24 protein-coding genes and 1 tRNA gene are annotated in these 24,697 nt (G+C 64.1%); 12 read left to right on the top strand and 13 right to left on the bottom strand.

Annotated elements, in window-relative coordinates:
• Positions 1–68: 68 nt before the first annotated feature.
• Positions 69–980: an HTH-type transcriptional regulator ArgP gene (locus B7Y64_RS06480; RefSeq protein ID WP_291324755.1), complete on the bottom strand. Its 912-nt coding sequence runs from the start codon at positions 978–980 to the stop codon at positions 69–71.
• Between the two features lie 70 nt (positions 981–1,050).
• On the opposite strand from B7Y64_RS06480, the gene B7Y64_RS06475 reads away from it, so the two are divergent.
• The gene (locus tag B7Y64_RS06475) at positions 1,051–1,686 is read left to right on the top strand and encodes a LysE family transporter (protein WP_291324754.1); all 636 of its coding nucleotides are present in this window, start codon (positions 1,051–1,053) and stop codon (positions 1,684–1,686) included.
• A gap of 175 nt (positions 1,687–1,861) precedes the next feature.
• Positions 1,862–2,476 (top strand): DUF1566 domain-containing protein, encoded by a 615-nt coding sequence (locus B7Y64_RS06470; protein WP_291324753.1) that lies wholly within the window; start codon positions 1,862–1,864, stop codon positions 2,474–2,476.
• A gap of 153 nt (positions 2,477–2,629) precedes the next feature.
• Here the strand turns inward: B7Y64_RS06470 and B7Y64_RS06465 are convergent, their stop codons facing one another.
• Together B7Y64_RS06465 and ytfE are read right to left on the bottom strand one after the other, a co-directional pair.
• Positions 2,630–3,103, bottom strand: a complete 474-nt coding sequence (locus tag B7Y64_RS06465; protein WP_291324752.1) for a group III truncated hemoglobin — start codon at positions 3,101–3,103, stop codon at positions 2,630–2,632.
• Positions 3,094–3,837, bottom strand: a complete 744-nt coding sequence (gene ytfE, locus B7Y64_RS06460; protein WP_024815388.1) for an iron-sulfur cluster repair protein YtfE — start codon at positions 3,835–3,837, stop codon at positions 3,094–3,096. The genes B7Y64_RS06465 and ytfE overlap by 10 nt, the downstream gene beginning before the upstream one ends.
• 91 nt (positions 3,838–3,928) lie before the next feature.
• Here ytfE and B7Y64_RS06455 point away from each other — a divergent pair, with 91 nt between their 5' ends.
• Entirely contained in the window at positions 3,929–4,417 is a 489-nt protein-coding gene (locus B7Y64_RS06455; protein WP_024815387.1) for an Rrf2 family transcriptional regulator, read from the top strand.
• 29 nt (positions 4,418–4,446) lie between these two features.
• Here B7Y64_RS06455 and serB read toward each other — a convergent pair whose 3' ends face one another.
• From serB to mfd, 4 genes are all read right to left on the bottom strand, one after another.
• Positions 4,447–5,163 carry a phosphoserine phosphatase SerB gene (gene serB, locus B7Y64_RS06450; protein WP_291324751.1) on the bottom strand — a complete coding sequence of 239 codons (717 nt, stop codon included), beginning with the start codon at positions 5,161–5,163 and terminating at the stop codon, positions 4,447–4,449.
• A gap of 83 nt (positions 5,164–5,246) precedes the next feature.
• Positions 5,247–5,420, bottom strand: a complete 174-nt coding sequence (locus B7Y64_RS06445) for a DUF3149 domain-containing protein (protein ID WP_081739383.1) — start codon at positions 5,418–5,420, stop codon at positions 5,247–5,249.
• 96 nt (positions 5,421–5,516) lie between these two features.
• Positions 5,517–6,173 carry a hypothetical protein gene (locus B7Y64_RS06440; RefSeq protein ID WP_111867587.1) on the bottom strand — a complete coding sequence of 219 codons (657 nt, stop codon included), beginning with the start codon at positions 6,171–6,173 and terminating at the stop codon, positions 5,517–5,519.
• Between the two features lie 3 nt (positions 6,174–6,176).
• The gene (mfd, locus tag B7Y64_RS06435; RefSeq protein WP_291328563.1) at positions 6,177–9,650 is read right to left on the bottom strand and encodes a transcription-repair coupling factor; all 3,474 of its coding nucleotides are present in this window, start codon (positions 9,648–9,650) and stop codon (positions 6,177–6,179) included.
• Positions 9,651–9,746: 96 nt separating this feature from the next.
• Between mfd and B7Y64_RS06430 the strand changes: the two genes are divergently transcribed.
• Together B7Y64_RS06430 and ispF are read left to right on the top strand one after the other, a co-directional pair.
• Positions 9,747–10,592: a 2-C-methyl-D-erythritol 4-phosphate cytidylyltransferase gene (locus B7Y64_RS06430; protein ID WP_291324750.1), complete on the top strand. Its 846-nt coding sequence runs from the start codon at positions 9,747–9,749 to the stop codon at positions 10,590–10,592.
• A gap of 25 nt (positions 10,593–10,617) precedes the next feature.
• Positions 10,618–11,097, top strand: coding sequence for a 2-C-methyl-D-erythritol 2,4-cyclodiphosphate synthase (gene ispF / locus B7Y64_RS06425; protein WP_024815382.1), 480 nt, complete (start codon positions 10,618–10,620; stop codon positions 11,095–11,097).
• Between the two features lie 121 nt (positions 11,098–11,218).
• On the opposite strand, the gene B7Y64_RS06420 is transcribed toward ispF, so the two are convergent.
• A complete protein-coding gene (locus B7Y64_RS06420) occupies positions 11,219–12,742 on the bottom strand; it encodes a sensor histidine kinase (RefSeq protein WP_024815381.1) in 1,524 nt (507 codons plus the stop codon).
• 7 nt (positions 12,743–12,749) lie between these two features.
• Positions 12,750–13,481, bottom strand: coding sequence for a two-component system response regulator OmpR (gene ompR / locus B7Y64_RS06415; protein WP_024815380.1), 732 nt, complete (start codon positions 13,479–13,481; stop codon positions 12,750–12,752).
• Between the two features lie 217 nt (positions 13,482–13,698).
• Here ompR and B7Y64_RS06410 point away from each other — a divergent pair, with 217 nt between their 5' ends.
• On the top strand, positions 13,699–14,412 hold the full coding sequence (locus tag B7Y64_RS06410) for an SIMPL domain-containing protein (RefSeq protein ID WP_291324749.1): 714 nt from the start codon (positions 13,699–13,701) through the stop codon (positions 14,410–14,412).
• 185 nt (positions 14,413–14,597) lie between these two features.
• On the opposite strand, the gene B7Y64_RS06405 is transcribed toward B7Y64_RS06410, so the two are convergent.
• Positions 14,598–15,380 carry a 3-hydroxybutyrate dehydrogenase gene (locus tag B7Y64_RS06405; protein ID WP_024815378.1) on the bottom strand — a complete coding sequence of 261 codons (783 nt, stop codon included), beginning with the start codon at positions 15,378–15,380 and terminating at the stop codon, positions 14,598–14,600.
• Between the two features lie 69 nt (positions 15,381–15,449).
• Between B7Y64_RS06405 and B7Y64_RS06400 the strand changes: the two genes are divergently transcribed.
• The 6 genes from B7Y64_RS06400 (at position 15,450) to rimO (ending at position 21,834) form a co-directional block, all read left to right on the top strand.
• Positions 15,450–16,475, top strand: a complete 1,026-nt coding sequence (locus B7Y64_RS06400) for an alpha/beta hydrolase (RefSeq protein ID WP_291324748.1) — start codon at positions 15,450–15,452, stop codon at positions 16,473–16,475.
• Positions 16,472–18,685, top strand: coding sequence for a bifunctional (p)ppGpp synthetase/guanosine-3',5'-bis(diphosphate) 3'-pyrophosphohydrolase (locus tag B7Y64_RS06395; protein ID WP_024815376.1), 2,214 nt, complete (start codon positions 16,472–16,474; stop codon positions 18,683–18,685). Before B7Y64_RS06400 ends, B7Y64_RS06395 begins: the two co-directional genes overlap by 4 nt.
• A gap of 111 nt (positions 18,686–18,796) precedes the next feature.
• Positions 18,797–18,873, top strand: a tRNA-Val gene (locus B7Y64_RS06390).
• A 377-nt stretch (positions 18,874–19,250) separates the two neighbouring features.
• The gene (locus B7Y64_RS06385; RefSeq protein WP_291324747.1) at positions 19,251–19,631 is read left to right on the top strand and encodes a hypothetical protein; all 381 of its coding nucleotides are present in this window, start codon (positions 19,251–19,253) and stop codon (positions 19,629–19,631) included.
• 186 nt (positions 19,632–19,817) lie between these two features.
• The gene (phaR, locus tag B7Y64_RS06380) at positions 19,818–20,381 is read left to right on the top strand and encodes a polyhydroxyalkanoate synthesis repressor PhaR (protein WP_051463489.1); all 564 of its coding nucleotides are present in this window, start codon (positions 19,818–19,820) and stop codon (positions 20,379–20,381) included.
• Between the two features lie 61 nt (positions 20,382–20,442).
• Positions 20,443–21,834, top strand: a complete 1,392-nt coding sequence (gene rimO, locus B7Y64_RS06375) for a 30S ribosomal protein S12 methylthiotransferase RimO (RefSeq protein ID WP_291328561.1) — start codon at positions 20,443–20,445, stop codon at positions 21,832–21,834.
• Between the two features lie 196 nt (positions 21,835–22,030).
• On the opposite strand, the gene efp is transcribed toward rimO, so the two are convergent.
• The 3 genes from efp to B7Y64_RS06360 form a co-directional block, all read right to left on the bottom strand.
• Positions 22,031–22,585 carry an elongation factor P gene (efp, locus tag B7Y64_RS06370; protein ID WP_024815372.1) on the bottom strand — a complete coding sequence of 185 codons (555 nt, stop codon included), beginning with the start codon at positions 22,583–22,585 and terminating at the stop codon, positions 22,031–22,033.
• Between the two features lie 148 nt (positions 22,586–22,733).
• Positions 22,734–23,888, bottom strand: a complete 1,155-nt coding sequence (gene earP, locus B7Y64_RS06365; RefSeq protein WP_291328559.1) for an elongation factor P maturation arginine rhamnosyltransferase EarP — start codon at positions 23,886–23,888, stop codon at positions 22,734–22,736.
• A partial coding sequence (locus B7Y64_RS06360) for a LysR family transcriptional regulator (RefSeq protein WP_291328557.1) occupies positions 23,885–24,697 on the bottom strand: 813 nt, incomplete at its 5' end. The genes earP and B7Y64_RS06360, both read right to left, overlap by 4 nt.

Raw genomic sequence — 24,697 nt, 5'->3', positions numbered from 1 at the left:
AGTAAAAATGGACTGCAGCCCAATACTGGTAAGCGCAAGCAGCTATTATTTTTGATGCCTCAATGCGCTCAAGTGGGCTTGGTCGGCACCAGCCACTGGCGTGCGGCCACCATCACGCACTGGGTCAGCCGCTCCAGGCCTGTCTGGGCCGAGCGGGCGTGCACCCAATACAGCGGCATGTCCATGCCGGTGCCGGGCAGCAACTCCACCAAGGTGCCGGCGTCGAGCTGGTGCTGGATCAGCGACGTGGGGTGCATGCCCCAGCCCATGCCCACCTCGCAGCCGCGCACAAAGCCGTTGTTGGACGGCAAAAAATGCTTGGGCGGGTTGTGGCGCGAGGCCAGCCCCTGCTGCTGCATCCATTGCTCCTGCAGGCGGTCCTTGCGGTCGAAGGTCATCATGGGGGCGCGGCCAATGGCTTCGGCGCTGACCCCGTCCGCAAAATGCCGCGCCACAAACGCGGGGCTGGACGCGGCCACGTAGCGCACCGACCCCAGCGGCCAGGTATTGCAGCCCGCAATGCTGCCCGCGCTGGCCGTGACGGCGGCCAGCACGTCGCCTTCCTTGATGCGCTGGGCCGTGTGGTCCTGGTCGTCGATGCGGATGTCCAGCAGTTCGTTGCCCCCGGCGGTGAAGGCGGCCATGGCGTCCATGAACCAGGTGGACAGCGAATCGGCATTCACCGCCAGCTTCAGCGTGGGGGGCGTGGCATGGCCGTCGGGCATCAGGCCCGGGTTGGTGCGGCGCAGTTCGTTTTCGAGCAGCGCCACCTGCTCCACATGCAGGCACAGCCGCCGCCCGGCGTCGGTGCCGGTGCAGGGGGTGCCGCGCAGCACCAGCACCTGGCCCGTGCGCTCTTCCAGCTGCTTGATGCGCTGCGACACTGCCGAGGGTGTGATGTGCAGTCTGCGGGCCGCCCGCTCGAAGCTGCCTTCCCGCACCACGGCGGCCAGGGCCTGGAGTCCGGTGTAATCCAGCATGAAGAATTGCTAACTTTGGTTCAGGTGAATTAATTTTACTTAATCACGGCCGCTGTCCAGAATCGGTGGCATGTGGACTGCCAATGTTTCTTCTTCGTGGCTTGCCGGGTTTACCGTGTGCCTGTCGCTCATCGTATCGATCGGGGCCCAGAACCTGTATGTGCTGCGCCAGGCCGTGAGTGGCCAGCATGTGCGCGCCTGCGTCGCGTGGTGTGTGGCCAGCGATGCGCTGCTGATTGGCGTTGGCGTGGCCGGCATGGCGCAGTTGCTGGGGCACTCGCCCACGCTGGCCTATTACCTGAGTGTGGGCGGCGCGGTTTTTCTGCTGGCCTATGGCCTTTTTGCCTGGTGGCGCGCCTTCACAGCGCCCGATGCCAGCGTTGGCTCCACGCCCGTTGCGGCCCCGCGTGGTTTGCTCAGCGTGATTGGCACCCTGGCGGTGATCACGCTGCTCAATCCCCATGTTTATCTGGACACCGTGGTGCTGGTGGGCTCGATTGGTGCACGCCAGGACGGTGGTCTCAAGTGGGTGTTTGTGATGGGGGCGGCTTCGGCCAGCCTGGTGTGGTTTGCCGCGCTGGCGCTGGCCGGGCGGCGGATGCAGGGGCTGTTTGCCAATCCCCGCGCCTGGCGGGTGCTGGACGCTGTGACCGGCTGCATGATGCTGGCGCTGGCGTGGTGGGTGTGGCAAGGGGTTGCGGGCTGACGCAGGCCACGGCGGCAGACGGGTGCTGTGCCCGCAATGCGGGTCAGCCCCGTTGGCCGGGGGTGAAGGACGCGTTTGTCGGGGATACTTCAGGCGCACCGCCTCCCGGGGGCTTGTTCCTGCAAGGGGGGCATCAGGCGGTCCGCCGCCATTTTTTGCCAGAGAGCCTCGCACCATGAAACAGCCTTTATTTGTTCGCCCCTCCTGGTTGTTGCTGGGCGGCATGTGGCTTGCTGCAGGCGCCCAGGCGGCAGACCCGGCCGGCTCGCCCGCCTCGCCCATGCTGGTGCCGTCAGAGGATGGTGCCTCTATCATTGATCTGCGCGCGCGGCTGGTGTGGCCGCGCTGTGTGGAGGGCATGCAGTGGAACGGCAAGACCTGCACTGGCACCCCGCAGCGGCTGGACCATGCGCAAGCCGTGGCCTTGGCCAATGCCCGCTGGAAGGCCGACGGCATGCGCTGGCGGCTGCCGCGCGTGCCAGAGCTGAAGCGACTGGTGGACAAGACGATCAGCCCGGCGGGGCTTGACCCGGCGCTGTTTCCCGCCGCGCCGCACGACTGGCATTGGTCGGGCACTGCCAATGTCAGCACGGGGTCGGGCAACCAGTACAACTACGGCAATGTCATGAACAGCCGCTCCGGTGGCGGCGACATGGCCTTTCGCCAAGGCTGGGCGGTAAACCTGGAAACCGCAGAGAGCCGCGGCGACGTGGGCAAGGGGACCCGGCTGTTGGTGCGGCTGGTGCGGCCCCATGTTCCGGCGCCAGAACCTGTCCGGGCCGAGCGGTAACCCTATGGCCGAGGCCGCTGGATGCGCGGTCAGGGCGCTGCAGTGCGCGGGGGGAGGGCCGTGCAGCCTGGGCCGACAATCCAGCGTTAAATTTGAATGAAATGCGCTTCTAGCCCATGTAGATAAAGCGCATTGCGCTATTAAATCAGGAGTCTAGTGACCGGCCGCTGACGAGGCGCCTTCGACGTCGGCACCATTGCAAAACACAGGCTGCGTGCCGAAGTATCCGAGAAACAAGTTGCGGGCGATGCCGTGGGCGGTGATCTGCAGGTCGCGCGCCACCTCGGGCGCGAAAAGCCGTTCGGTCTGCTCGCCCCACAGGCGCACCCACACGGCAAAGTGCGCTGGCGTCACACCCTGCAGCGCCATGTGCTTGCCAAATACGTTGCCACGAAAACGCTTGCTGCCCAGTGCCACCGTGCTCCAGAAATCGACCATGCGCGCCAGATGGGGCTCCCACCGGTCACGCAGGGCATTCTCGAACACGGGGCCCAGCAGGGCGTCGGCCCGAACCGCAGCATAAAAGCTGTGCACGAGCTCGGTCAGGCTTTCCACGCTGGGCGTGCGCCACTCGCCGCCATTGCCACTACCGGGCGACGGGCTGGGCGCAGAGGGGCTCAGCTGCATCCGCAGCCCGATGTGCCACCGCAGCCACCGCGTGCCGCAGGTGCGGCCTGCTGGGCGGCTTCGAACTGTGGGAACAGCACGTTGTTTTCGAGGTGGATGTGGTTGATCAGGTCGTCGCCAAACTGGGCAATGCCCGCGTACAGGGCGCGCCAGGTGTTGCAGGCGCCGGCAGGTGGCGTGGCGTCATGGGTCAGGGCGTTCAGCTGCTCAAGCGCTGCGCCATGGTCCACGTGTTCGGCCCGCATCATGCCGATGGGCTGGTTCACGAACGGGTTGCCGCCCGACTTGAGCATGGGGAACAAAATGGCTTCTTCCTTTTGCATGTGCGACAGCAGTTCTTGCTGAATTTCTTCCAGCAGGTTACCCAGACCGGCAGGCACATCAGGGTTGGCGCGGTGCACGGCTTCTACGCGGTGTGCCATGCGAATCAATTCGGGCAACTGCACGCGATGCACGTCGTGGTAGCGCGCGAGGATGTGGTCCACCAGTGCGCCGGGCTCGCTCACACCAGGAAGGGCGCTGGGGCGCTGCAGGGCAGCCAGCTCGGACAGCACGGCATTCACGTCCAGGCCTTTCTCAGCAGCGGCGGTTGCCAGAGGGACCTGGCCGCCGCAGCAAAAATCCAGTTTCAGACGGCGGAAGACGGCGGTAGCACCGGGCAGTTGTACTGCAATCTGGCCGATTTGCTGATCGGCACTCAGTGCGGCGGCGGCGGTTTCCAGGCGGGCGTTCATGGGGTGTTCCTATAAAGATACATTTGATATGAATATTTTATGACATAAAATTCATGCCAACTATTCCTTTTAATTGACCTGCAGCAATCCAATGCGTCTGACCCAATGGACCGACTACACGCTGCGCGTGCTGATGTATTGCGCGGCCACTGAAGGGCGTTTGCAGCCCGTCACCATCAGCGAGGTGGCAGAAAGCTATGACATTTCGCGCAGCCACCTGACCAAGATCGTGCAGGAGCTGTCAGCCCAGGGTCTGCTCGAAACCACGCGCGGACGGGGGGGCGGCATGCGCCTGATGAAGCCTGCAAACGACATCAACATCGGTGCCGTGGTGCGTGCCACCGAAACCGATTTCAACCTGGTCGAGTGCTTTGACCCCGAGCACAACCAATGCCGACTGAGCAGCCATTGCTATCTCAAGGGGGTGCTTGGTCAGGCCATGCGGGCCTTCTTTGCCGTACTGGACAAGGTGACGCTGGCCGATCTGCTCGCCGATCCCCAGAGCGTGGTGGCGATGCCCACATCGCGCCGCCTGGCCGCTAAGCCCCTTGTGCCGGGGCTACCGGACAAGGTGGCGTAACGCCTCAAAAGAAGCGTCGGGCAAGCGCTTCAGGGCCGCAGCACTTCCAGAAGGCGGTCCAGCCCGCCTTGGTTGATCGCAATGTTGGCCTGCGCCCGCACGGCGGGCTTGGCGTGGTACGCGACTGACAGGCCGGCTGCACCCATCATGGGCAGGTCGTTGGCGCCATCGCCCACGGCAATCGCCTGCGACGGATCGATGCCCATCAGCGAAGCCATCTCCAGCAAGGTACGGCGCTTTTCCGCGCCGTCGCAGATGTCACCCCAGGGCTGGTCCACCATGCGGCCGGTCAGCAGGCCGTCTTCAACTTCCAGCCGGTTCGAGCGCGCAAAATCAATACCCAGGCTGGCCTTCACACGGTCAGCAAAAAATGTGAAGCCACCCGAAACCAGCAAGGTGGTCAGGCCAGCGGCCTTGGCGGCGGTGATGAGTTCCTTGGCACCGGGGTTGAAGCGCAGGCGTTCAGCGAACACCTGTTCCATGTGACCCACGGTGACCCCTTTGAGCAGGGCCACGCGCTGGCGCAGGCTTTCCTTGTAGTCGGTGATGAGGCCCTGCATGGCGGCCTCGGTGATGGCTGCCACTTCGGCCTTGCGGCCGGCGGCATCGGCAATTTCGTCTACACACTCAATGTTGATGAGGGTGGAGTCCATGTCAAAGGCCATGAGTTGGTAGCTCGTCAGGGACAGCGGAGGCTCAATGCCCTGGACGACGAGGCCGGGGGCGAATTCGGTGGCGTGGGTCATGGAAAACTGCGGAGCGTTGCGGATACGAAAGCCGCAATGTTAGCCCGCCTGCCTGGGCTCCACGCCTGCGGGTCCACCGTTCGTCAGCGGGAGCCTGGTGGCCGAGGGGCTTGTCCCGATGTGCTGTTGCTTGCGCTTTCATCCATCTTGCCCAGAAACAGGCGAATGAAGAAAACCATCATGCCCAGCATGAAAAAAATGCCGATGATGCTCATCAGGCCGTAGTCGGTGGAAAAAAGATCGGTCAGCAATTTCATGAAACCCTCCTGTTTGAATGGGTTTACTACTATTGCGCCGCAGGCTGTCCAGCGCGTTGATTTACGTCAATTGCTGGTGCAACGATTGCCCGCCGCCTACCTCGAATGCCCAAGATAGAGCGGATCGGACCAGGTGGCCAGCCATTGCGGTTTGAAGGCCACAAACACGGCCGTGAGCATGCCCGTGACAAACGCATCACCCCAGGCCATCAGCCAGCGCGCCACGAGTGAGAGCTCGTCGCCCACGCCAGGCAACAGATGACCATTCCATTGCGACAGGGCGCCTGAGGCAAAGAGGCACAGCACCGTGCCCAGAAAGGCGCGGCCCAGCACATAGACGAAGAGCTTCGTGCCGATGAAATGCCGCACCAGCGCCCCCACCATCAGCGCCAGGGTCGCGGGGATTACGCCTTGCCAGGCGATGGCTCCCAGCGCTTCGGGCCAGCCCATGGCCGGAGAGATCAGGCAGGCGATCACTCCCACCACCACCAGCACGGGAATGGCCAGGGGCCAGCCCAGCATTAGCACCACCATGCACGCACCCGACCACTGCAGTTGCAGCGGCATGGCATGCAGCGTGGGCAGCGCCCACATCCATGGCAACACCACCAGCGTAGCCAGCAAGGGTGTGAGCAGGGGTGACAGCTCCTGGTCGGGCCCGTTGGCCGCCTTGCGACTGCCAAGCAGGCGCCAGGGGCGCAACCCAAGCGCCACCAGCAGGGCGATGGCCGTGAGCGCAGCTTCCAGCACCATGGCTCAGGCGGCGACAGGCTGTGCCAGCGGCTGGCCCAGGCTGCGCAAGATGTCGCGCACCATCTGCGCGCGGTCTTTGGGGTCTTTCAGCTCGCGCTCAATGCGCAGCTTTTCGTTGCCGGCCAGCTTGATGTGCTTGTTCTTCTGGATCAGCTCAATGATGCGCATGGGGTCGACGGGCGGCTGGGGCTTGAAGGTGATGGTGATGACGCCGGGCGCGGCATCCACCTTCACCACGCCATAGGGCTGGCTCAGCACGCGCAGGCGGTGCACATCGATGAGCGTTTGTGCCTGCGGCGGCAACTTGCCAAAGCGGTCTACGATTTCTTCGAGCAGGCCGTCGATCTGGTCGGGCGTCTTGGCGGTGGCGAGTTTTTTGTAGAACGACAGGCGCAGGTGCACGTCGCCGCAGTAGTCGTCGGGCAGCAGGGCCGGGGCGTGCAGGTTGATGTCGGTGGTGACGGACAGGGGAGAGAGCAGGTCGGGCTCCTTGCCCGCCTTGAGGCAGCGCACGGCCTCGGAGAGCATCTCGTTGTAGAGCTGAAAGCCCACCTCCAGCATGTTGCCGCTCTGGTTCTCGCCCAGCACTTCGCCCGCGCCACGGATCTCCAAATCGTGCATGGCCAGATAAAAGCCGCTGCCCAGTTCCTCCATGGCCTGGATCGCATCAAGCCGCTGCTGTGCCTGCTTGGTCAGGCCTTCGACGTCGGGCACCATCAGGTACGCATACGCTTGGTGGTGGCTGCGTCCCACACGGCCGCGCAGCTGGTGCAGCTGCGCCAGGCCAAACTTGTCGGCGCGGCTCATGATGATGGTGTTGGCCGTAGGCACGTCGATGCCGGTCTCGATAATGGTCGAGCACAGCAGGATGTTGTAGCGCTGGGCCACAAAGTCGCGCATCACGCGTTCGAGCTCGCGCTCGGGCATTTGTCCGTGGGCCACGGCGATGCGCGCCTCGGGCAATATCTCTTCGAGCTTCTGGCGGCGGTTCTCAATCGTCTCGACCTCGTTGTGCAGAAAGTAGCACTGGCCGCCGCGCTTCAATTCGCGCAGCACGGCTTCGCGGATCACGCCCGTGCCTTCGCTGCGCACAAAGGTCTTGATGGCCAGGCGCCGCTGCGGCGCGGTGGCGATGACCGACAGGTCGCGCAGGCCTTCGAGCGCCATGCCCAGCGTGCGCGGGATGGGCGTGGCCGTGAGGGTAAGCACGTCCACTTCGGCGCGAAACTGCTTCATCGCCTCCTTGTGGCGCACACCGAATCGGTGCTCCTCGTCGATGATCAAGAGGCCCAGGTTGTGGAACTTGGTCGATTCGCTGAGCAGCTTGTGCGTGCCCACCACGATGTCTACCGTGCCATCGCCAATGCCCTTGATGGCGGCGGTGATCTCCTTGCCCGAGCGAAAGCGCGAGACCTCGGCCACCTTCACCGGCCATTTGCTGAAGCGGTCTACCAGCGTCTGGTAGTGCTGCTCGGCCAGCAGCGTGGTGGGCGCCAGAAACGCCACCTGCTTGCCGCCCGTGACGGCCACAAAGGCGGCACGCAGGGCGACCTCGGTCTTGCCAAAGCCCACGTCTCCGCAGACCAGGCGGTCCATGGGGCGGGGGCTGATCATGTCCTGGATCACTGCGTGGATGGCTGCGTTCTGGTCAGCGGTTTCTTCAAAGCCGAAGTCGTTGGCAAAAGTCTCGTAATCCTGCGCGCTGTAGCGGAAGGCGTGGCCCTCGCGCGCAGCGCGGCGGGCATAGATGTTGAGCAACTCGGCCGCGCTGTCGCGCACCTGCTCGGCGGCCTTGCGTTTGGCTTTTTCCCACTGGCCGCTGCCCAGCTTGTGCAGCGGGGCTTCGTCGGCGCTCACGCCGGTGTAGCGGCTGATCAGCTGCAGCTGGCTCACGGGCACATACAGCACGGCCTTGTCGGCGTATTCCAGGTGCAAAAACTCCTGCATGGCGGGCGTGCCGTCGGGGTTCTTGTTGCCCACGTCCATGTTGACGAGGCCGCGGTAGCGACCGATGCCGTGGGCGCTGTGCACCACGGGGTCGCCCACGTTCAACTCGGCCAGATCTTTGATCAGCGCCTCGACGTCGCTCACCTGTTCCTGCTTCTTGCGCCGGCGCGTGGTGGGGCCTGCGGCGAACAGCTCGGTCTCGGTCACGAAGTCGATGCCGTCCTCGATCCAGCTGAAGCCCGCGTTCAGGGCTGCCGTGGCGATACCCACCTTTTCGGTGGTGTCGCCCTGGAACTCGGCCAGCGAATCGAACGCCGGAGGGTTTACCCCGCTGGCGCGCAAGAAGTCGAGCAAACTCTCTCGCCGGCCATCGCTTTCGGCCAACAGCAGCACGCGGTGTTGCGTGTTGCGGATGTGCGCGTGCAGGCGGGCCAGCGGGTCCTCGGCCCCGCGCACCACCGACAGGTCACCCAGGTTCTGAAAGTGCGGGTTGTCATCCACATCCTGCACACCTGGGCGCAGCGACAGTTGCGCGTGCAGATTGGCGCGCGTGTAGAACTGGTCCACGGAGAGGAACAGCGACTCGGGTGGCAGCGCGGGGCGCTCAGGGTCGCCCTGGATCAGGCGAAAGCGGTCTTTCGTGTCCTGCCAGAAGCGCTGGAAGGCCGGTTCAAGGTCGCCATGCAGTACCACCGTGGCTTCGCCTCCCAGGTAGTCGAACACCGTGGCCGTGTCGTCAAAGAACAGTGGCAGGTAGTACTCGATACCGGCCGTGGCCACGCCCGCGCCCATGTCCTTGTAGATGCGGCTCTTGGTCGGGTCGCCCTCCAGCATTTCTCGCCAGCGGCTTCGGAACTTGGCGCGCGCCTCGTCGTCCATGGGGAACTCGCGGCCTGGCAAGAGGCGCACCTCGGGAACGGGGTACAGGCTGCGCTGGCTGTCGGGGTCGAAGGTGCGGATGGAGTCGATTTCGTCGTCGAACAGGTCCACGCGGAAGGGCACCAGCGAGCCCATGGGGAACAAATCAATCAGCCCGCCGCGCACGGCGTACTCGCCCGGGCTCACCACCTGCGATACATGGCTATAGCCCGCCAGCGTGAGCTGGGCCTTGAACTTCGCCTCGTCGAGCTTTTGCTTGACCTTGAAGTGGAAGGTGTAGCCCGCCAGGAAGGACGGTGGAGCCAGCCGGTACAGCGCCGTGGTGGCGGGCACCAGCACCACGTCGGCTTCGCCCTGGCTGATGCGCCACAGCGTGGCCAGCCGCTCGCTGATCAAATCCTGGTGCGGCGAGAAGGTGTCGTAGGGCAGGGTTTCCCAGTCGGGAAACAGCGCGCAGCGCAGGGCGGGCGCAAAAAAAGCCATCTCGTCGATGAGGCGCTGCGCATCGGTGGCGTCGGCCGTGACGATGGCGGTGGTGCGGCCACCGGCCTTGTCGCGCTCGGCCAGGCGGGCCAGCAGCAGCGAATCTGCGCTGCCCAGGGGGCGGGGCAGGGTGAAACGTTTTCCGGGGGAGAGTTTGGGCAGTTCCATGCGGACGGTGTCGTCTGGGCCCGCCGCATCCCCTGGGGCGCAAAACGCGCACGGGCTGGATGGGTGGGCAGCGGGAGATTTTAGAATGAGCGACACATGACTGCTTCGCTCCTGCACCCACCGCTCGCTCCCTTGTCCACCCAGGGGCGTTTTTGGGCGCTGGTGCCGTGTGCGGGCATGGGCTTGCGTGCCGTGCCTCCTGCTGCCACGCCAGCCGCGGCATCTGCCAACCCGGCCCTGCCCAAGCAATACCATTTGGTGGCAGGGCACCCCATGGTGATGCACACCCTGGCAGCGTTTGCCGGGGTGAGCCGCTTGCTGGGCACGCTGGTGGCGGTGGCGCCGGGCGATCATTTTCTGGACGCCTACGCCCACCCTGCCTTTTTCACGGTGGAATGCGGTGGCCCCACGCGCGCAGATACCGTGCTGGGTGGCTTGCGGGCGCTTGAGGAGCGCGGGGCACAGCCCGACGACTGGGTGCTGGTGCACGACGCAGCGCGCTGTCTGGTGACGTCCGCACAGATCGATACGCTGATGGATACCTGCCAGCACGATGGTGTGGGCGGTTTGCTGGCCCACAAGCTGGCCGACACGCTCAAAACATCGATTGACGGGCCCGGCGGCGTGCGCGTGGCGTCCACCGTGGACCGCAGCGATAAATGGCTGGCCCAGACCCCCCAGATGTTCCGCATGGGCCCGCTCAAAGCGGCCATCGAGCGTGTGGGTTCGGGTGCCACCGACGAAGCCAGTGCCATGGAGGCGATGGGCCTGCACCCGCGGCTGGTACCCGGTGGGGCACAAAACTTCAAGGTGACCTATCCGGACGACTTTGCCCTGGCGGCCGCCGTGTTGGCGCAGCGCGCGCATGGCGCCACGCTCGATCGTTTTGGTGGCGCGCGCGGGCAGGTGGCCCCAGCGGTTGGCAAAAAGACCATGTTTTGAACCCCGCGTGGGTGAAGGTGACTCGATGAATTTCAGGATTGGCGAAGGCTGGGATGTGCATGCGCTCGTGCCCGGGCGCCGGCTGGTGATTGGCGGGGTGGAGATTGCCCATTCCATGGGCCTGCTGGGCCATTCGGATGCAGACGTGCTGTTGCATGCGATCACCGACGCCTTGCTGGGGGCTGCTGCACTGGGCGACATCGGCAGCCATTTTCCGGACACCGACGTGGCATTTCGCGGAGCAGATTCGGGTGTGCTGCTGGCGGAGGCGGCGCGCCGGGTGCGCGCGGCGGGCTACGACATCGGCAACATCGACAGCACCGTGGTTGCGCAGGCGCCGCGCCTTGCCGCCCATATTCCTGCCATGCGCGTGTGCATTGCGGCCGCCGCGGGGGTGGGGCAAGCGCAGGTGAACGTCAAGGCCAAGACCGCCGAGCGCCTGGGCCCGGTAGGTCAGGGGCTGGCCATGGAGGCGCGCGCCGTGGTGTTGCTGTTCAAGGCCTGACCCTGTCGGCATGGGCTGCGGGCCAGGCAATGTGCGCCATTGCATTGCCCTGTCCTTGCAATCATGGCTTGTCGGCACAGGCGATGAAGGCCCCGTGCCGCTGGCTGGCGCTGCAGAGCAGTCAGTCCGCGTGGTCCTCAGCCCGGCGGCGCGGGAGTTGCCGCTTGATGGCAGGGCGCTGCAGGCGTTGCTTGGGGTCTTCCCCCTCGGGTAGGTTGGGGGCCCGCTGCAGCTGGATATGCGCCACCAGCCCGCCGCTGGTGGAATTGGCCAGCGCAAAAATGCCACCCATGCGTTGCACCGTCTTGTCCACGATCGACAGGCCCAGCCCGGCGCCAGCGGCTGCGGTGCGCGCCGAGTCGCCGCGAAAGAAGGGCTTGGTCAGGTTGGATAACTGCTCGGGTGGCACGCCGGTGCCATGGTCGCGCACCTTGATCAATACCCAGTTTTCGCGGCCCTTGGCGGCAATGTCCACGTGGGTGACGGCGGTGTCCACCGTCTTGCCATAGCGGCGTGCGTTCTCCAGCAGGTTGGAAATCACGCGCGCCAGTTCCACCTCGTCCGCCAACACGTTGAGGTCTTCCGGGATCTCCATGGTGATCTGCAGCTCGCGGTGGTCCTGCACCGCGTAAACGCAGGACGACACTACGCCGTGCAGGTTGACGGGGGTGAGCGTGACGTGGTCGGGGCGTGCGTAATCAAGAAACTTGTCGATGGTGGCGTCAAGCTGCACGATGTCGGCCACCATGTGCTCGCGTGCGATTTCATCCACCACGCTCATTTCGGTTTCGAGCCGCAGGCGCGCCAGCGGCGTGCGCAGGTCGTGCGAAATGCCGGCCAGCATGACGGCGCGGTCCTGCTCCAGCTTGGCAAGCTTTTGTGCCATGCGGTTGAAGCCGATGTTCACTTCGCGGATTTCACTGGTCACCGCTTCTTCGTCGAGGCGGCTGGCGGCGAAATCACCATCGCGCACGCGGTTGGCGGCATACGAAAGCTGCTTGAGAGGCCGGTTGATCAGCCGGGCAATGGCAGCAGCGCCGGCCAGCGAAAGGGCGCCTGCCGTGATGAGCCAGATCAGCCAGGTGCGGCCGCCGGCGGGGCTGAAGCGCGAGCGGTCCATCAGCAACCAGTTGGGGTCGCCATTGATGTTGAAACCAACCCACAGGCCATTTTCTCCGTTCACGTTCTGGGCCACGATGGTGTCAGGGCCCAGGCGCTGGGTGAGCTCGTGGGTCAGGCGGTTACCCAGTGCAGTGCTGTCGAGCAACGTGAATTTGTCGCCCGGCTCGCGCGGCAGGATGCGCACCCCTTCCTGGTCGGCCATGGTTTTGATGAGCGACACGCGCGCGATGGCATCCGCGTGCACCAGCGCTGCACGGCTGAGGTTGACCAGCGACGCAATCTGCTGGGCCGTGTGCAACGTGCGCGGCTCAAACTCCAGGGCGCGCAGCGTTTGCAGCCAGGCAAGGATGCTGCCCACCAGCAGCAGCGCCAGCAGGAAAAAAGTGCGCCAGAACAGGTTCAGCCCCACGCGCGCACGCTGCTCGCGCGCGCGGCGCAGGGACTCCAGGGGGGCGGGACTGGTGGCGTCGGATGGTGCGGTCACCGGCTGTCGGGGTGCCGGCCGGCCTTCGGATTTGCGCATGAAATGGTCAGTTCGTTCCGTCCGGTACGAAAACATAGCCTACGCCCCACACCGTCTGGATGTAGCGTGGTGCGGCGGCGTCTACTTCTACCAGTTTGCGCAGGCGCGACACCTGCACATCCAGGCTTCGGTCGAAGGGCTCGAACTCGCGGCCGCGCGCCAGCAGGGCGAGCTTTTCGCGCGACAGGGGTTGGCGCGGGTGTCGCACCAGGGCCTTGAGCATGGCGAATTCGCCCGTGGTCAGCGGCAGCTCTTCGCCATTGCGCTGCAGCGCGCGCGTGCCCAGGTCAAACGTGAAGGGGCCGAAGGTGACCACTTCGTTGTCGCCCGAGGGGGCGCCGGGCGCCTCTTGCGCAGGGCGGCGGCGCAGCACGGCATGCACGCGCGCCAGCAGTTCGCGGGGGTTGAAGGGCTTGCCCAGATAGTCATCGGCGCCCACTTCCAGGCCCACGATGCGGTCCACGTCTTCGCCCTTGGCGGTGAGCATGATGATGGGCGTGCGGTCGTTGGCGGCACGCAGGCGGCGGCAAATGGACAGACCGTCTTCGCCGGGCATCATCAGGTCAAGCACGATGAGGTCCACCGTTTCGCGCAGCAGCAGGCGGTTGAGCGCCTTGCCGTCTTCGGCGACCATGACTTCAAAGCCTTCCTGGGTCAGGTAGCGGCGCAGCAGATCGCGGATGCGTGCATCGTCATCCACCACCAGAATCTTGTCGGTACGGTTGGTTGTTGTAGCCATGGTGATTGCAGGTCCAATTTGTAACAGAGCCAATTCTGACCAGCTTCAGCCCGGAAGTTCGGGTTTCTGCCCGGTGTTTGACCAACTGTTACAAGTTTTGCCCCGGTGTGCAGGCCGCTCACGCACGGTTCATGAAGGCCGGCATCTGCAGCGGTTACTGTCGAAGCCTGTGCAGCACCGGTGTGGTGCAGTGCGTTGATCGCAAGGACTTTTTGACATGAAAAATGCTATTCGTTTGATAGCTGCCAGCGCTTTTATGGTGTGCGCTGGGGCTGCTTTTTCTCAAAATTCCCAAACCGCCGAACCACGCAATGTGGTGCAACTCTCAGCCTCTGGAACGGTTGAGGTGCAGCAGGATTTGCTGGTGCTGGCGCTGTCCACGAGCAAAGAGGGCGCAGACGCGGCTTCCACGCAGGCACAGCTCAAGCAGGCGCTGGATGCTGCACTGGCGGAGGCCAAGCGCAATGCGCAGTCCGGGCAAATGGACGTGCGTACGGGCCCCTTCGGGCTGTACCCGCGCTACGGCAAGGACGGCAAGATCAATGGCTGGCAGGGCCGGGCCGAGCTGGTGCTGGAGGGCCGAGACTTTGCCCGCATCACAGCCACGGCAGGAAAAATCCAGACCATGGCCATCAGCCAAGTGGGGTTTGCCTTGTCACGCGAGGCCCGCGCTAAGGTGGAGGGCGAGGCCCAGACCCTGGCCATCGAGCAGTTCAAGGCGCGCGCCGCCGATTTGAGCCGCGGGTTTGGCTTTGCCAACTACAGCCTGCGCGAGGTGTCTGTGAACAGCAACGAGATGTCTCCCGGCCCCCGCCCGCGCGCAATGGCCATGGAGGCCAAATCGGCAGCGTATTCGGACGCGCCGGTGCCGGTGGAAGCGGGCAAGGCGCAGGTGGTTGTCAACGTCTCGGGCTCGGTGCAGATGCGCTGACGCTGGCCGAAAGATGGGCCAGGGGTGTATTTAACGTTAAAATGGCCTCTAGCCCTTATGGGGTAAGCGCTAAAAGCTATTGAAATGATAGCGTCTGTGGTGGGCATGGCGGCAGGCTGTGGCTGCCTGTTAATGCTGCGCCGCCGACTTCTGCCCGCCGCTGCCCCGTTGATCTGGTGGCCCGCTTACTGGGCTGTCCAGCCGCCGTCCATGTTCCACGCCACGCCACGCACGTTGTTGGCGGCCGGAGAGCAAAAGAACACCGCCAGCTCACCCAGCTCTTCGGGCGTGGTGAATTGCATGGAAGGCTCTTTTTCGCCCAGCAGCAGGCGCTTGGCTTCTTCGTTGGTGATGCCGCGCTCTGCCGCCTTGGCATCCACCTGTTTTTGCACCAGCGGCGTCAGCACCCAGCCGGGGCAAATGGCGTTGCAAGTGACGCCAGAGGCCGCATTTTCGAGCGCCGTCACCTTGGTCAGGCCCACGATGCCGTGCTTGGCCGCCACGTAGGCCGATTTTTGCGCCGAGCCCACCAGCCCGTGCACCGAGGCCACGTTGATGATGCGCCCCCAGTTGGCCGCCTGCATGGCGGGCAGGGCCAGCCGCGAGGTGTGGAAGGCGCTTGTAAGGTTGATGGCGATGATCGCGTCCCAGCGCTCCACCGGAAAATCTTCGATGCTCGCCACGTGCTGGATGCCGGCGTTGTTCACGAGGATGTCCACACGACCGAACTGCGATGCAGCGGACTTCATCATGTCCTCGATATCGGCTGCGCGGCTCATGTCGGCGCCGTGGTAGGCCACCTGGACACCTGCCGACTGACCGGCGGCCAGCACCTCGGCGCGTGGGCCGTCCACATCGCCAAAACCATTGAGCACGATGTTGGCGCCCTGGCGGGCGAGGGCCTTGGCGATGCCCAGACCAATGCCACTGGTGGAGCCGGTAACGAGTGCGGTTTTGCCTTTAAGCATGGGAGTCTCTCCGAATGAATTACGATGCAACGCAGCAATTATCGAACGCTGTTGCCGGATCCTGCACCCATGATTGAACCTACGCTGAACTACGTACTGTGCCCGGGCGCTGCCTCTGCGGCGGGCCCCTTTTCCGGCGCGCTGGCCAGCCCTCCCGCGCAGCATCGCATGGCGTACAGGGAGTGGAACGGCACGGGCAACCCGGACCATCCGCACGTGGTGCTGTGTGTGCATGGTCTAACGCGGCAGGGGCGGGATTTCGATACCCTGGCGCGTGCGCTCAGCCGCCATGCCCGGGTCATCTGCCCGGACGTGGTTGGTCGGGGTCAAAGCGACTGGCTGGCCGACCCCGCTGGCTACCAGGTACCCCAATACGCGGCCGACATGCTGGCTTTGCTGGGTCAGTTGCAGCAGCAGGCCCCTGTGCAGAAGCTGGACTGGGTGGGCACCAGCATGGGCGGGCTGATCGGCATGGCCCTGTGTGGCCAGCCCGGGCTGGGCGTGGCCGGTGAGCCCGCTGAATCGGCCGGCGGTTCTGCCAAGGCCGTGGGAAGCCTGTGGCCGCTGGGCGTGCCGGTGCGCCGGCTGGTGCTCAACGACGTCGGCCCCGCCATCGAATGGCTCGCCTTGCAACGTATCGGCCAGTATCTGGGAGCGCCGGTTCGGTTTGATTCGCTGCAGCAGGCCGCCGATGCCATGTGGATCATGTCGTCCAGCTTTGGTCCGCACACCGCCCAGCAGTGGCTGGAGCTGTCGCGGCACATGGTGCGTACCTTGCCGGATGGCGGCCTGGCCATGCACTACGACCCGGCCATCGCGCAGGCCTTCAAGGCCATGACGCCCGAGGTTTCTGCCGCAAGTGCAATGCAGCTGTGGCAGCTGTACGACCGCATCCACGCGCGCACACTGCTGCTGCGGGGCGCGCAGTCTGACCTGCTTTCGCCAGAGACCGCCCAGGCCATGGTGCACCGTGGGCCGATGGCAAAGCTGGTCGAGTTTGAAGGTGTGGGGCATGCCCCTACCTTGATGGCGCAAGACCAGGTGCATGTTGTTTCAGAGTTTTTGCTGGCCCCCGAAGCAACGGTGGCCGCATGAAAACGTACCCGCCGGCCGCCGCTGCGCAGGCACCTGCGGCTGACACCCTGCCGCAACTCCTCGCCGCAACGGCCCACACACTGCCAGAGCAGGTCAATGCCCTGGCGCGCGCTCGCGCCTTTGCCGAGCCCCTTATGGCGGGCGAGATGCTCGATTCCGGTGAAAACACGCTGGCCCATGCCGACGCCGTGGCCGCCATCCTCAAAGCCATTGGCGGATCGGACGCCATGCAGGCGGCTGGCTACCTGGTGTATGCCTGCGGACACCTGAACAAACCCCGTGAGGTGATCGCCAAGGCCTTTGGCGACAACTTTGCGGCCCTGGCGGTGGAAACCACCAATCTGATGCGTGTGCAGCGGCAGGCGCGTGGTGCGCAGCAGGTGGACGACCCGGCGGTGCAGACCGAAAACGTGCGCAAGATGCTGCTGGCGTTCTCGCGCGACCTGCGCGTGGTCATGCTGCGCCTGGCCTCGCGCCTGCAAACGCTGCGCTTTCATGCCGCCAGCAAAACCCCGGTGTCGCCCAGCCTGGCGCGCGAATCGCTGCAGGTGTTTGCACCATTGGCCAACCGGCTGGGCATCTGGCAGGTGAAATGGGAGCTGGAGGATCTGTCGTTTCGCTTCCTGGAGCCCGAGACCTACAAAGAGGTTGCGCACCTGCTCGACGAAAAGCGCGGCGAGCGCGAGGTCTACATGGAGCAGCTGCGCGCCCGGCTGGAGTCCGACCTGCGCGCGCGCAGCATCAGCGCCAGCGTGCAGGGGCGGCCCAAGCATATCTATAGCATCGTCAAAAAAATGCGCGGCAAGTCGCTCAATTTTGACCAGGTGCTCGACATCCGGGCCTTGCGCGTGGTGGTGCCATCGGTCAAGGACTGCTATGCGGCCCTGAGCTGGGTACACGAGCAGTTCACACCCGTCGTGGAAGAGTTCGATGACTACATCGCACGCCCCAAGCCCAATGGTTATCAGTCGCTGCACACCATCGTGCGCGACGCTGCTGGCAAGCCCATCGAAATCCAGATCCGCACCCAGGCCATGCACGACCATGCCGAGCATGGCGTGGCCGCGCACTGGGCCTATAAAGAGGCGGGCAGCAAAGGATATGCGGGCGTGTCGGCCACCGGCGATTACGACGCCAAGATCGCGGTGTTGCGCCAGTTGCTGGCGTGGGAGCGCGACCTGGTCGGCACAGCGCAAAACCGGGGTCTTTTTGACGATCGTATCTACGTGCTGACCCCCGATGCGGCGGTGGTGGAGTTGCCCCAGGGCGCCACACCGGTCGATTTTGCCTACGCGGTGCACACCAGCTTGGGCCATCGCTGCCGGGGTGCCCGGGTGGATGGCGCCATGGTGCCCCTTAATACCCCGCTGCAAAACGGCCAGACCGTGGAAATCTCCACCGTCAAGGAAGGCCGCCCCTCGCGCGACTGGCTCAATGCCGAACTGGGCTACCTCACCAGCAACCGGGCCAAGGCCAAGGTGCGTGCCTGGTTCAATGCCCAGGCCACCAATGAAACGGTGGCGCGCGGGCGCGAGGCGGTTGAAAAACTGCTGCAGCGCGAAGGCAAGACGGCCATGAAACTGGACGATCTGGCGGTGCAGCTGGGGTTCAAGTCGGCCGATGCACTGTTCGAGGTGGTGGGCAAGGACGAGTTTTCACTGCGCAGCATTGAAACCCTTTTTCGACCGCCAGAGCCCGTGCTGCAGCACGACGATTACCTGCTGCTAAAGAAGACCCGCACCAACGACTCAGCGCCCAAAGGCGGCGTGCTGGTGGTGGGCATCGACTCGCTCATGACGCAACTGGCCAAGTGTTGCAAGCCTGCGCCACCCGACGATATCCGTGGCTTTGTCACCCGGGGCAAGGGCGTGAGCGTGCACCGCGCAGACTGCAGCAATTTTCGCGAGATGGCGACGCGCAACGCCGAACGGGTGATCGAAGTCGAATGGGGCGCTCACAAACCGTCGGCGGGTGCTGCGGTGTACCCGGTGGACGTCGCGGTGGAGGCGGCCGATCGCCAGGGCTTGTTGCGCGATATCTCGGAAGTTTTTGCCCGCGAGAAGACCAATGTCATTGGTGTGCAGACCCAGTCGGTCAAGGGCACCGCCTGGATGACTTTCACCGTGGAGGTTGCCGATTCAGGCCGCCTTAACAAGGTGCTGGGCATTGTGGGCGGCGTTGCCGGAGTGCGCTCTGCACGGCGGCGCTGAGCTGCGTGCGCCGTATCCGCGAAAGTTGACGGGGGCTCTTCACCAAGATTTGTTGAAGCGTCAGCCAAACAGCCTGATTTTTATGGCTATAATTGAAATCTAAACAACGACAGGCGCGTAGCTCAGCTGGTTAGAGCACCACCTTGACATGGTGGGGGTCGTTGGTTCGAGTCCAATCGCGCCTACCAACTAACCATTGGTCAAAGCCTTCCAAATCAACGATTTGGAAGGCTTTTTTATTGGTGCCGCAGATCAATCGGGTTTTATCGGGGCGGCAATGCGCTCGATGGGTGATCTGCCACGGGGGCGGTACGTACATGCCATGTGCTGTCGTTTGCACGAGCGAACGTTGCCCCAATGGTTCTTTCGCGGGCGCCGGTGGAAAGGCTACTGGCAAACCTCGTTGTGGGCCCCTAATGGCGTGCGCCACCGGTGGCGGTGCCGCGGGATGCTGTCTGACGGTGCCACAGCCTCTTGGACCACGCAAAGAGCGCAGTGTGGAATTTACAACGGTGGTAAGCGAGCGTTTTCGCTCGCGTCCCCGTCCACTTCCCCAGGAGCACACATGAACTCATTGACTTCTCAGCCGACGAGCGTACAACCGGTTGACCCAGACCTTGCCGAGCAGGCTGTTCCCGGGCATGGTGTGCCGTCCCAGGATCCGACTCCCGCAGCCCAGGTTGGGCTCACTCCCGAAGAGACCGAGCGGGAATCGAAGTCTGCCTTGATCGGTGGCGGTGTTGTGGCGGGTTCGGCTGCGGGTGCGGCCGTTGGTGCCGTGGTTGCAGGTCCGGTTGGTGTCTTGGTCGGTGGCACGCTTGGCGCAGTGGCTGGCGCGATCAGTGGCGGTGCCGCCGGCGAGCTGACGAATCCGGAAGGCACGGTCGATGCAGACGTTGCGCCCACAGTTACCGACGCCACCAAAGACCGCAGCCTGCCTCGCTGAATTGCGTGGTGAGCCAGCCCGGATTTAGTGACGCATGCGGTGGCAGCGCACCAAAGCACACTCCCACTCGCGCGATTGCTGCCGCCATGGTGCAAGGTCGGTGGGAATAGCCCGCTCGGACTCATCAGGGTATTCCTTTGCCGGAGAGGGGGCTATCACTCTCTAGAATCTGCTGCACTGCAATAAATGGGCCTTGCGCCCGAGGAGTCCGTAGTGCCCGACAAGAAAAGCGCCCCCGCCGCCAAGACAGCGCAGCGCGTGATCAAGAAATACCCGAACCGCCGCCTCTACGACACCGATACCTCCACCTACATCACCCTGGCCGAAGTGCGTCAACTCGTCATGGCCCACCAGAATGTGGTGGTGCGCGATGCCAAGACGGGCGAAGACCTCACGCGCAGCATTCTGCTGCAGATCATCCTCGAAGAAGAGGCTGGTGGCGCACCCATGTTTACCGAGGCGGTGCTGGCCAACATCATCCGTTTCTATGGCCATGCGATGCAGGGCTTCATGGGGGCCTACCTGGAAAAGAACGTGCAGGCTTTCACTGATGTGCAGGCCAAGCTGGCCGAACAGTCGCAAAACGTCACACCCGAAATGTGGGCGCAGTTCATGAGCCTGCAGTCGCCCATGCTCAAGGGCATGATGGGCAACTACGTGGAGCAATCGCAATCGATGCTCAACCAGATGCAGGAGCAGATGCAAAAGCAGACCGAGCAGATGCTGGGCGCCTTTGGTCTCAAGCGCTGATTTGCGCCTCAATCCCACTGTCCGGACTGCCGGGTCGCCGGAACTGGGACAATACGGGAATATGAGCGAAGCACTCTCCCCCACAAAAACCCCCAAGGTCGGGTTTGTCAGCCTCGGCTGCCCCAAGAACCTGACCGACTCCGAACTTATCCTCACGCAACTCAGCGCCGAGGGTTACCAGACCTCCAAGACCTTTGAAGGCGCGGACCTGGTCATCGTCAACACCTGCGGCTTCATTGACGACGCCGTCAAAGAGAGCCTGGACACCATTGGCGACGCCCTGGCCGAGAACGGCAAGGTCATCGTCACCGGCTGCCTGGGCGCGCGCTCGGGCGAGGGCGGTGGCAACCTGGTGCAGCAAATGCACCCCAGCGTGCTGGCCGTGACCGGCCCGCAGGCCACGCAGGAGGTGATGGACGCCGTGCACCGCAACCTGCCCAAGCCGCACGACCCCTTTCTCGACCTCGTGCCCGGCGCCTTTGGCGAGGCGGGTATCAAGCTCACGCCGCGCCACTACGCCTACCTGAAGATCAGCGAGGGCTGCAACCACCGCTGCACCTTCTGCATCATCCCGTCCATGCGCGGCGACCTCGTGTCGCGCCCCATTGGCGATGTGCTGAAAGAGGCCCGGGCGCTGTTCGAAGGCGGTGTCAAAGAGCTGCTCATCATCAGCCAGGACACCTCGGCCTACGGCGTGGACGTGAAATACCGCACCGGTTTCTGGGACGGCAAGCCCGTCAAGACGCGCCTGCTGGAGCTGGTGCAGTCCCTGGGTGAGATGGCTGCGCCCTATGGTGCCTGGGTTCGCCTGCACTATGTGTACCCGTACCCGAGCGTGGATGAGATCATTCCGCTGATGGCGCAAGGTTTGGTGCTGCCCTACCTGGACGTGCCTTTTCAGCACAGCCACCCCGACGTGCTCAAGCGCATGAAGCGCCCGGCCAGCGGCGAGAAGAACCTCGATCGCATCCAGCGCTGGCGCGAGGCCTGCCCCGAGCTGGTGATCCGCAGCACCTTCATTGCGGGATTCCCCGGCGAGACCGAAGAAGAGTTTCAGCACCTGCTCGACTTCATGCGCGAGGCGCAGATCGACCGCGCGGGCTGCTTTGCCTACAGCGACGTGAATGGCGCCGAGGCCAACAGCCTGCCCGGCATGCTGCCCCTGGAGGAGCGCGAGGCGCGCCGCGCGCGCTTCATGGCAGTGGCCGAAGAGGTATCGGTCGCCAAGCTGCAGCGCCGCGTGGGCGCAACCATGCAGGTACTGGTGGACCACGCCCCCGCCATGGGGCGCAAGGGCGGCGTGGGCCGCAGCTACGCTGATGCGCCCGAGATTGACGGCACCGTGCAGTTGCTGCCGCCCGAAAAAATCAGCAAGCAGATGAAGGTGGGCGAGTTCACCCGCGCACGCATTGTGGGTGTGCAGGGCCACGACCTGGTGGCGCAGCCCATCTAAAAAGTGAGCAGCTAGCGGTTTTCTCCATTGGATTTCATGCTGTTTTTACATTGAAACCATTGATTGGAAAGCGCTACCAGCTCATTTTTCAATAGCACTGGTGAAGTACTGCCATGGCACCAACCAGCGCCACGCCAGCAGGCACACCAAGAAAAAAGGCTTCCCGAGGGAAGCCTTTTTGCTGCATGAGACATGCTTACACGCGCTTGCGGTATTCGCCGGTGCGGGTGTCGATTTCAATCTTGTCGCCTTGCGATACGAACAGCGGCACGGGCACTTCGAAGCCGGTGGCAATCTTGGCGGGCTTGAGCACCTTGCCGGACGTGTCGCCCTTGACGGCGGGTTCGGTCCAGGTGATTTCGCGTTCGACGCTGGTGGGCAGCTCGACCGAGATGGCCTTGCCGTCGTAGAACACCACTTCCAGCGTCATGCCGTCTTCCAGGTAGTTCAGTGCGTCGCCCATGTTTTCGGCTTCGACTTCGTACTGGTTGAACTCGGTGTCCATGCAGACGTACATCGGGTCGGCAAAGTAGGAGTAGGTGCACTCCTTCTTGTCCAGGATCACGTTGTCGATCTTGTCGTCGGCCTTGAACACGTTTTCAGTGCCGAAGTTGCCGATCAGGCTTTTGAGCTTCATGCGCACGGTGGCAGCGCCGCGACCGCCGCGTGCGTATTCGGTCTTGAGGACGACCATGGGGTCCTTGCCGTGCATGATGACGTTGCCGGCGCGGATTTCTTGAGCGATTTTCATAGCAGGTTGCTTGGGTTGGGGCCGCTCAACGCGCTCGCTGGTGGCCTTCAGGGAAGAAGGCGCGCCGTGCCGATGCATGTTCCGCGGCGAAAATGCGCAAAGGCGGGGCACCGGTGTGCCGCGCCTTGTTTGCGCAAAGCCTTGGATTTTACCGTTTTTCGCGCACAAAGCGCCAAAGTTGCGCCACCAGGTTGTCCTGCATCAGCAGTTGTGCGCGGGCCGCCTGCACGCAGGCCGTCCATTCGGCCAGGGTGACAGCGTCGGGCATCACCAGCGGTGTGTTGTCCAGCCCGTTCCAAGCAGCGTGAAACCGCCGCAGCGAGGGCGGGGCTTTCAGCCAGTCGAGAAAAGCCATGAGTTTGTCGTGGTGGGCGTTGTCGTGCTGCGGGTAAATCTGCCACACCAGCGCCTGCCCGGCCCACAGCGCCCGCACCAGGGAGTCCTCGCCGCGCACCAGGTTCAGGTCGCAGGCCCACAGCATGTCGTCAAACGCAGGTTGGGTGCAGTGGGGAAGATACGAAATGGATAGCAGATCGCGCTTTTCCATCAAGGGCTGGCAGCCGTTTTCGTTAAATAAATGGCCCACGGCGTTGTACACGGCCTGCGTGGCACGGCCGGGCGTGACGAGAAGGTGCGTGGGGGTTTTTGTGCATTGCGCCAGCAAGTCGGGCAGGGCCGGGGGCTCATAGCAAAAAAGCGAGATCCAGCGTTGCGGATCGAGCGTACTGACGTCACTGGCGTCACAAGGGTCACTGATAGCACTGGCAGCCTGCGCGGCACGCCAGGCGGTGGCGTCCATCGCGTTGCGGCGCTCCAACAGGTCCGGTTCGCGCAGCAGGCCGCCCGTGCCAGCGGTGAATCCGGGGTAGAAAAACCAGCGTGTCCATCCCGCGGCCGGGCCTGAGAGGATGGGCGAGGGCAGGCGGTGGTTGCGCTCCACATAGCCTTCTGCGGACAGGTATTCAAGATTGATCCAGACGGGTTTTTGCCCCCTTGTGCTTGCCTGGTAAGCGCTGTAAGCTATGAATTCAGGAGCAATTTCGCAACCGAAGGCCTCCAGCATCACATCGGGTGGCGTCTCGTGCGCGGCCGGCACGGGCGAGCCCCACGCACGCACCTCTACCCCCGGGCAGCCTTCGGGCGCCATCCACTGCAGGGCCGAAGCGTCGTCCACCCACAGGCGTACCTGCTGGCCTTGCCCGGCCAGTTGTGTGGCCAGGCGCCAGCAGACGCCGATGTCGCCAAAGTTGTCGATCACGCGGCAAAAAATGTCCCACTGCAGGGGGGCGAGGGGCTGGTTCATGGCAGGGTGGTGGGGCGTTGTGGGTTGCGAAGGTGGTCCACCAGCAGGCGCGCAACGCTGGACAGGGATTCTTCGGTGCGCACGCCCAGCACCAGTCTGCGCTGGGCCCAGGGCTCGTTCAGCGTGACAGCCCGGATTGCCAGCGTGCCCTTGTACAGCGCGGCACTGCCGCGCGGCATGACGCCAATGCCCAGGCCGGCGGCCACCATCAGGCACAGCGCGTCGTAGCTGGTGACCTGGATGCGCAACCTGAGCGGCAAGCCCGCCTCGGCGGCTGCGCGCGTGAGCTGGTTGTTGATGGCGCTGCCCGGGTGCACCCCGACAAAGTCAAAAGCCAGTGCCTCGGTCATGGCAACCGCCTTGCGCCGCGCCAGCGCGTGGCCCGTGGGCACCACCAGCACCAGTTCGTCGGTGCGGTAAGGCAGCAGCGTGATGCGGTCGCCGTAGTTGCCATCGTTCAGGATGCCCACATCGGCGGCGTTTTCGGCCACCGACTGGGCTATGGATGTGCTGATCTGCTCCTGCAGGCGCACGTCCACCTGCGGGTGCAGCGCCAGAAAGCTTTGCAGCTCACCGGGCAGAAACTGTGTGATGGCCGATATGTTGGCCACCACGCGCACATGGCCGCGCACGCCAGTGCCGTATTCGCGCATCTGGCTGGCAATGCCATCGAGGTCATTGAGCACGCCGCGCGCCATGTGCAGCAGGGCAAACGCCGCAGCCGTTGGCTCTGTGCCCCTGTTGCTGCGGGTGAACAGCTCTACCTGCAGCGCGGCCTCCAGGTCGGCCAGGCGGCGGCTGACGGCCGA

It is taken from the genome of Acidovorax sp. 35-64-16 (genome assembly GCF_002281195.1).
Taxonomy (GTDB): Bacteria; Pseudomonadota; Gammaproteobacteria; order Burkholderiales; family Burkholderiaceae_C; genus Acidovorax; species Acidovorax defluvii.
Note: the sequence above shows the minus strand (reverse complement) of the source record. Positions and strands in the feature narration are given on the sequence as shown.

Bases quoted from the DNA above. Each gene is read 5' to 3' on its own strand.
- B7Y64_RS06480 (WP_291324755.1), bottom strand. From the start codon at position 980: ATGCTGGATTACACCGGACTCCAGGCCCTGGCCGCCGTGGTGCGGGAA.
- B7Y64_RS06475 (WP_291324754.1), top strand. From the start codon at position 1,051: ATGTGGACTGCCAATGTTTCTTCTTCGTGGCTTGCCGGGTTTACCGTG.
- B7Y64_RS06470 (WP_291324753.1), top strand. From the start codon at position 1,862: ATGAAACAGCCTTTATTTGTTCGCCCCTCCTGGTTGTTGCTGGGCGGC.
- B7Y64_RS06465 (WP_291324752.1), bottom strand. From the start codon at position 3,103: ATGCAGCTGAGCCCCTCTGCGCCCAGCCCGTCGCCCGGTAGTGGCAAT.
- ytfE (WP_024815388.1), bottom strand. From the start codon at position 3,837: ATGAACGCCCGCCTGGAAACCGCCGCCGCCGCACTGAGTGCCGATCAG.
- B7Y64_RS06455 (WP_024815387.1), top strand. From the start codon at position 3,929: ATGCGTCTGACCCAATGGACCGACTACACGCTGCGCGTGCTGATGTAT.
- serB (WP_291324751.1), bottom strand. From the start codon at position 5,163: ATGACCCACGCCACCGAATTCGCCCCCGGCCTCGTCGTCCAGGGCATT.
- B7Y64_RS06445 (WP_081739383.1), bottom strand. From the start codon at position 5,420: ATGAAATTGCTGACCGATCTTTTTTCCACCGACTACGGCCTGATGAGC.
- B7Y64_RS06440 (WP_111867587.1), bottom strand. From the start codon at position 6,173: ATGGTGCTGGAAGCTGCGCTCACGGCCATCGCCCTGCTGGTGGCGCTT.
- mfd (WP_291328563.1), bottom strand. From the start codon at position 9,650: ATGGAACTGCCCAAACTCTCCCCCGGAAAACGTTTCACCCTGCCCCGC.
- B7Y64_RS06430 (WP_291324750.1), top strand. From the start codon at position 9,747: ATGACTGCTTCGCTCCTGCACCCACCGCTCGCTCCCTTGTCCACCCAG.
- ispF (WP_024815382.1), top strand. From the start codon at position 10,618: ATGAATTTCAGGATTGGCGAAGGCTGGGATGTGCATGCGCTCGTGCCC.
- B7Y64_RS06420 (WP_024815381.1), bottom strand. From the start codon at position 12,742: ATGCGCAAATCCGAAGGCCGGCCGGCACCCCGACAGCCGGTGACCGCA.
- ompR (WP_024815380.1), bottom strand. From the start codon at position 13,481: ATGGCTACAACAACCAACCGTACCGACAAGATTCTGGTGGTGGATGAC.
- B7Y64_RS06410 (WP_291324749.1), top strand. From the start codon at position 13,699: ATGAAAAATGCTATTCGTTTGATAGCTGCCAGCGCTTTTATGGTGTGC.
- B7Y64_RS06405 (WP_024815378.1), bottom strand. From the start codon at position 15,380: ATGCTTAAAGGCAAAACCGCACTCGTTACCGGCTCCACCAGTGGCATT.
- B7Y64_RS06400 (WP_291324748.1), top strand. From the start codon at position 15,450: ATGATTGAACCTACGCTGAACTACGTACTGTGCCCGGGCGCTGCCTCT.
- B7Y64_RS06395 (WP_024815376.1), top strand. From the start codon at position 16,472: ATGAAAACGTACCCGCCGGCCGCCGCTGCGCAGGCACCTGCGGCTGAC.
- B7Y64_RS06385 (WP_291324747.1), top strand. From the start codon at position 19,251: ATGAACTCATTGACTTCTCAGCCGACGAGCGTACAACCGGTTGACCCA.
- phaR (WP_051463489.1), top strand. From the start codon at position 19,818: ATGGGCCTTGCGCCCGAGGAGTCCGTAGTGCCCGACAAGAAAAGCGCC.
- rimO (WP_291328561.1), top strand. From the start codon at position 20,443: ATGAGCGAAGCACTCTCCCCCACAAAAACCCCCAAGGTCGGGTTTGTC.
- efp (WP_024815372.1), bottom strand. From the start codon at position 22,585: ATGAAAATCGCTCAAGAAATCCGCGCCGGCAACGTCATCATGCACGGC.
- earP (WP_291328559.1), bottom strand. From the start codon at position 23,888: ATGAACCAGCCCCTCGCCCCCCTGCAGTGGGACATTTTTTGCCGCGTG.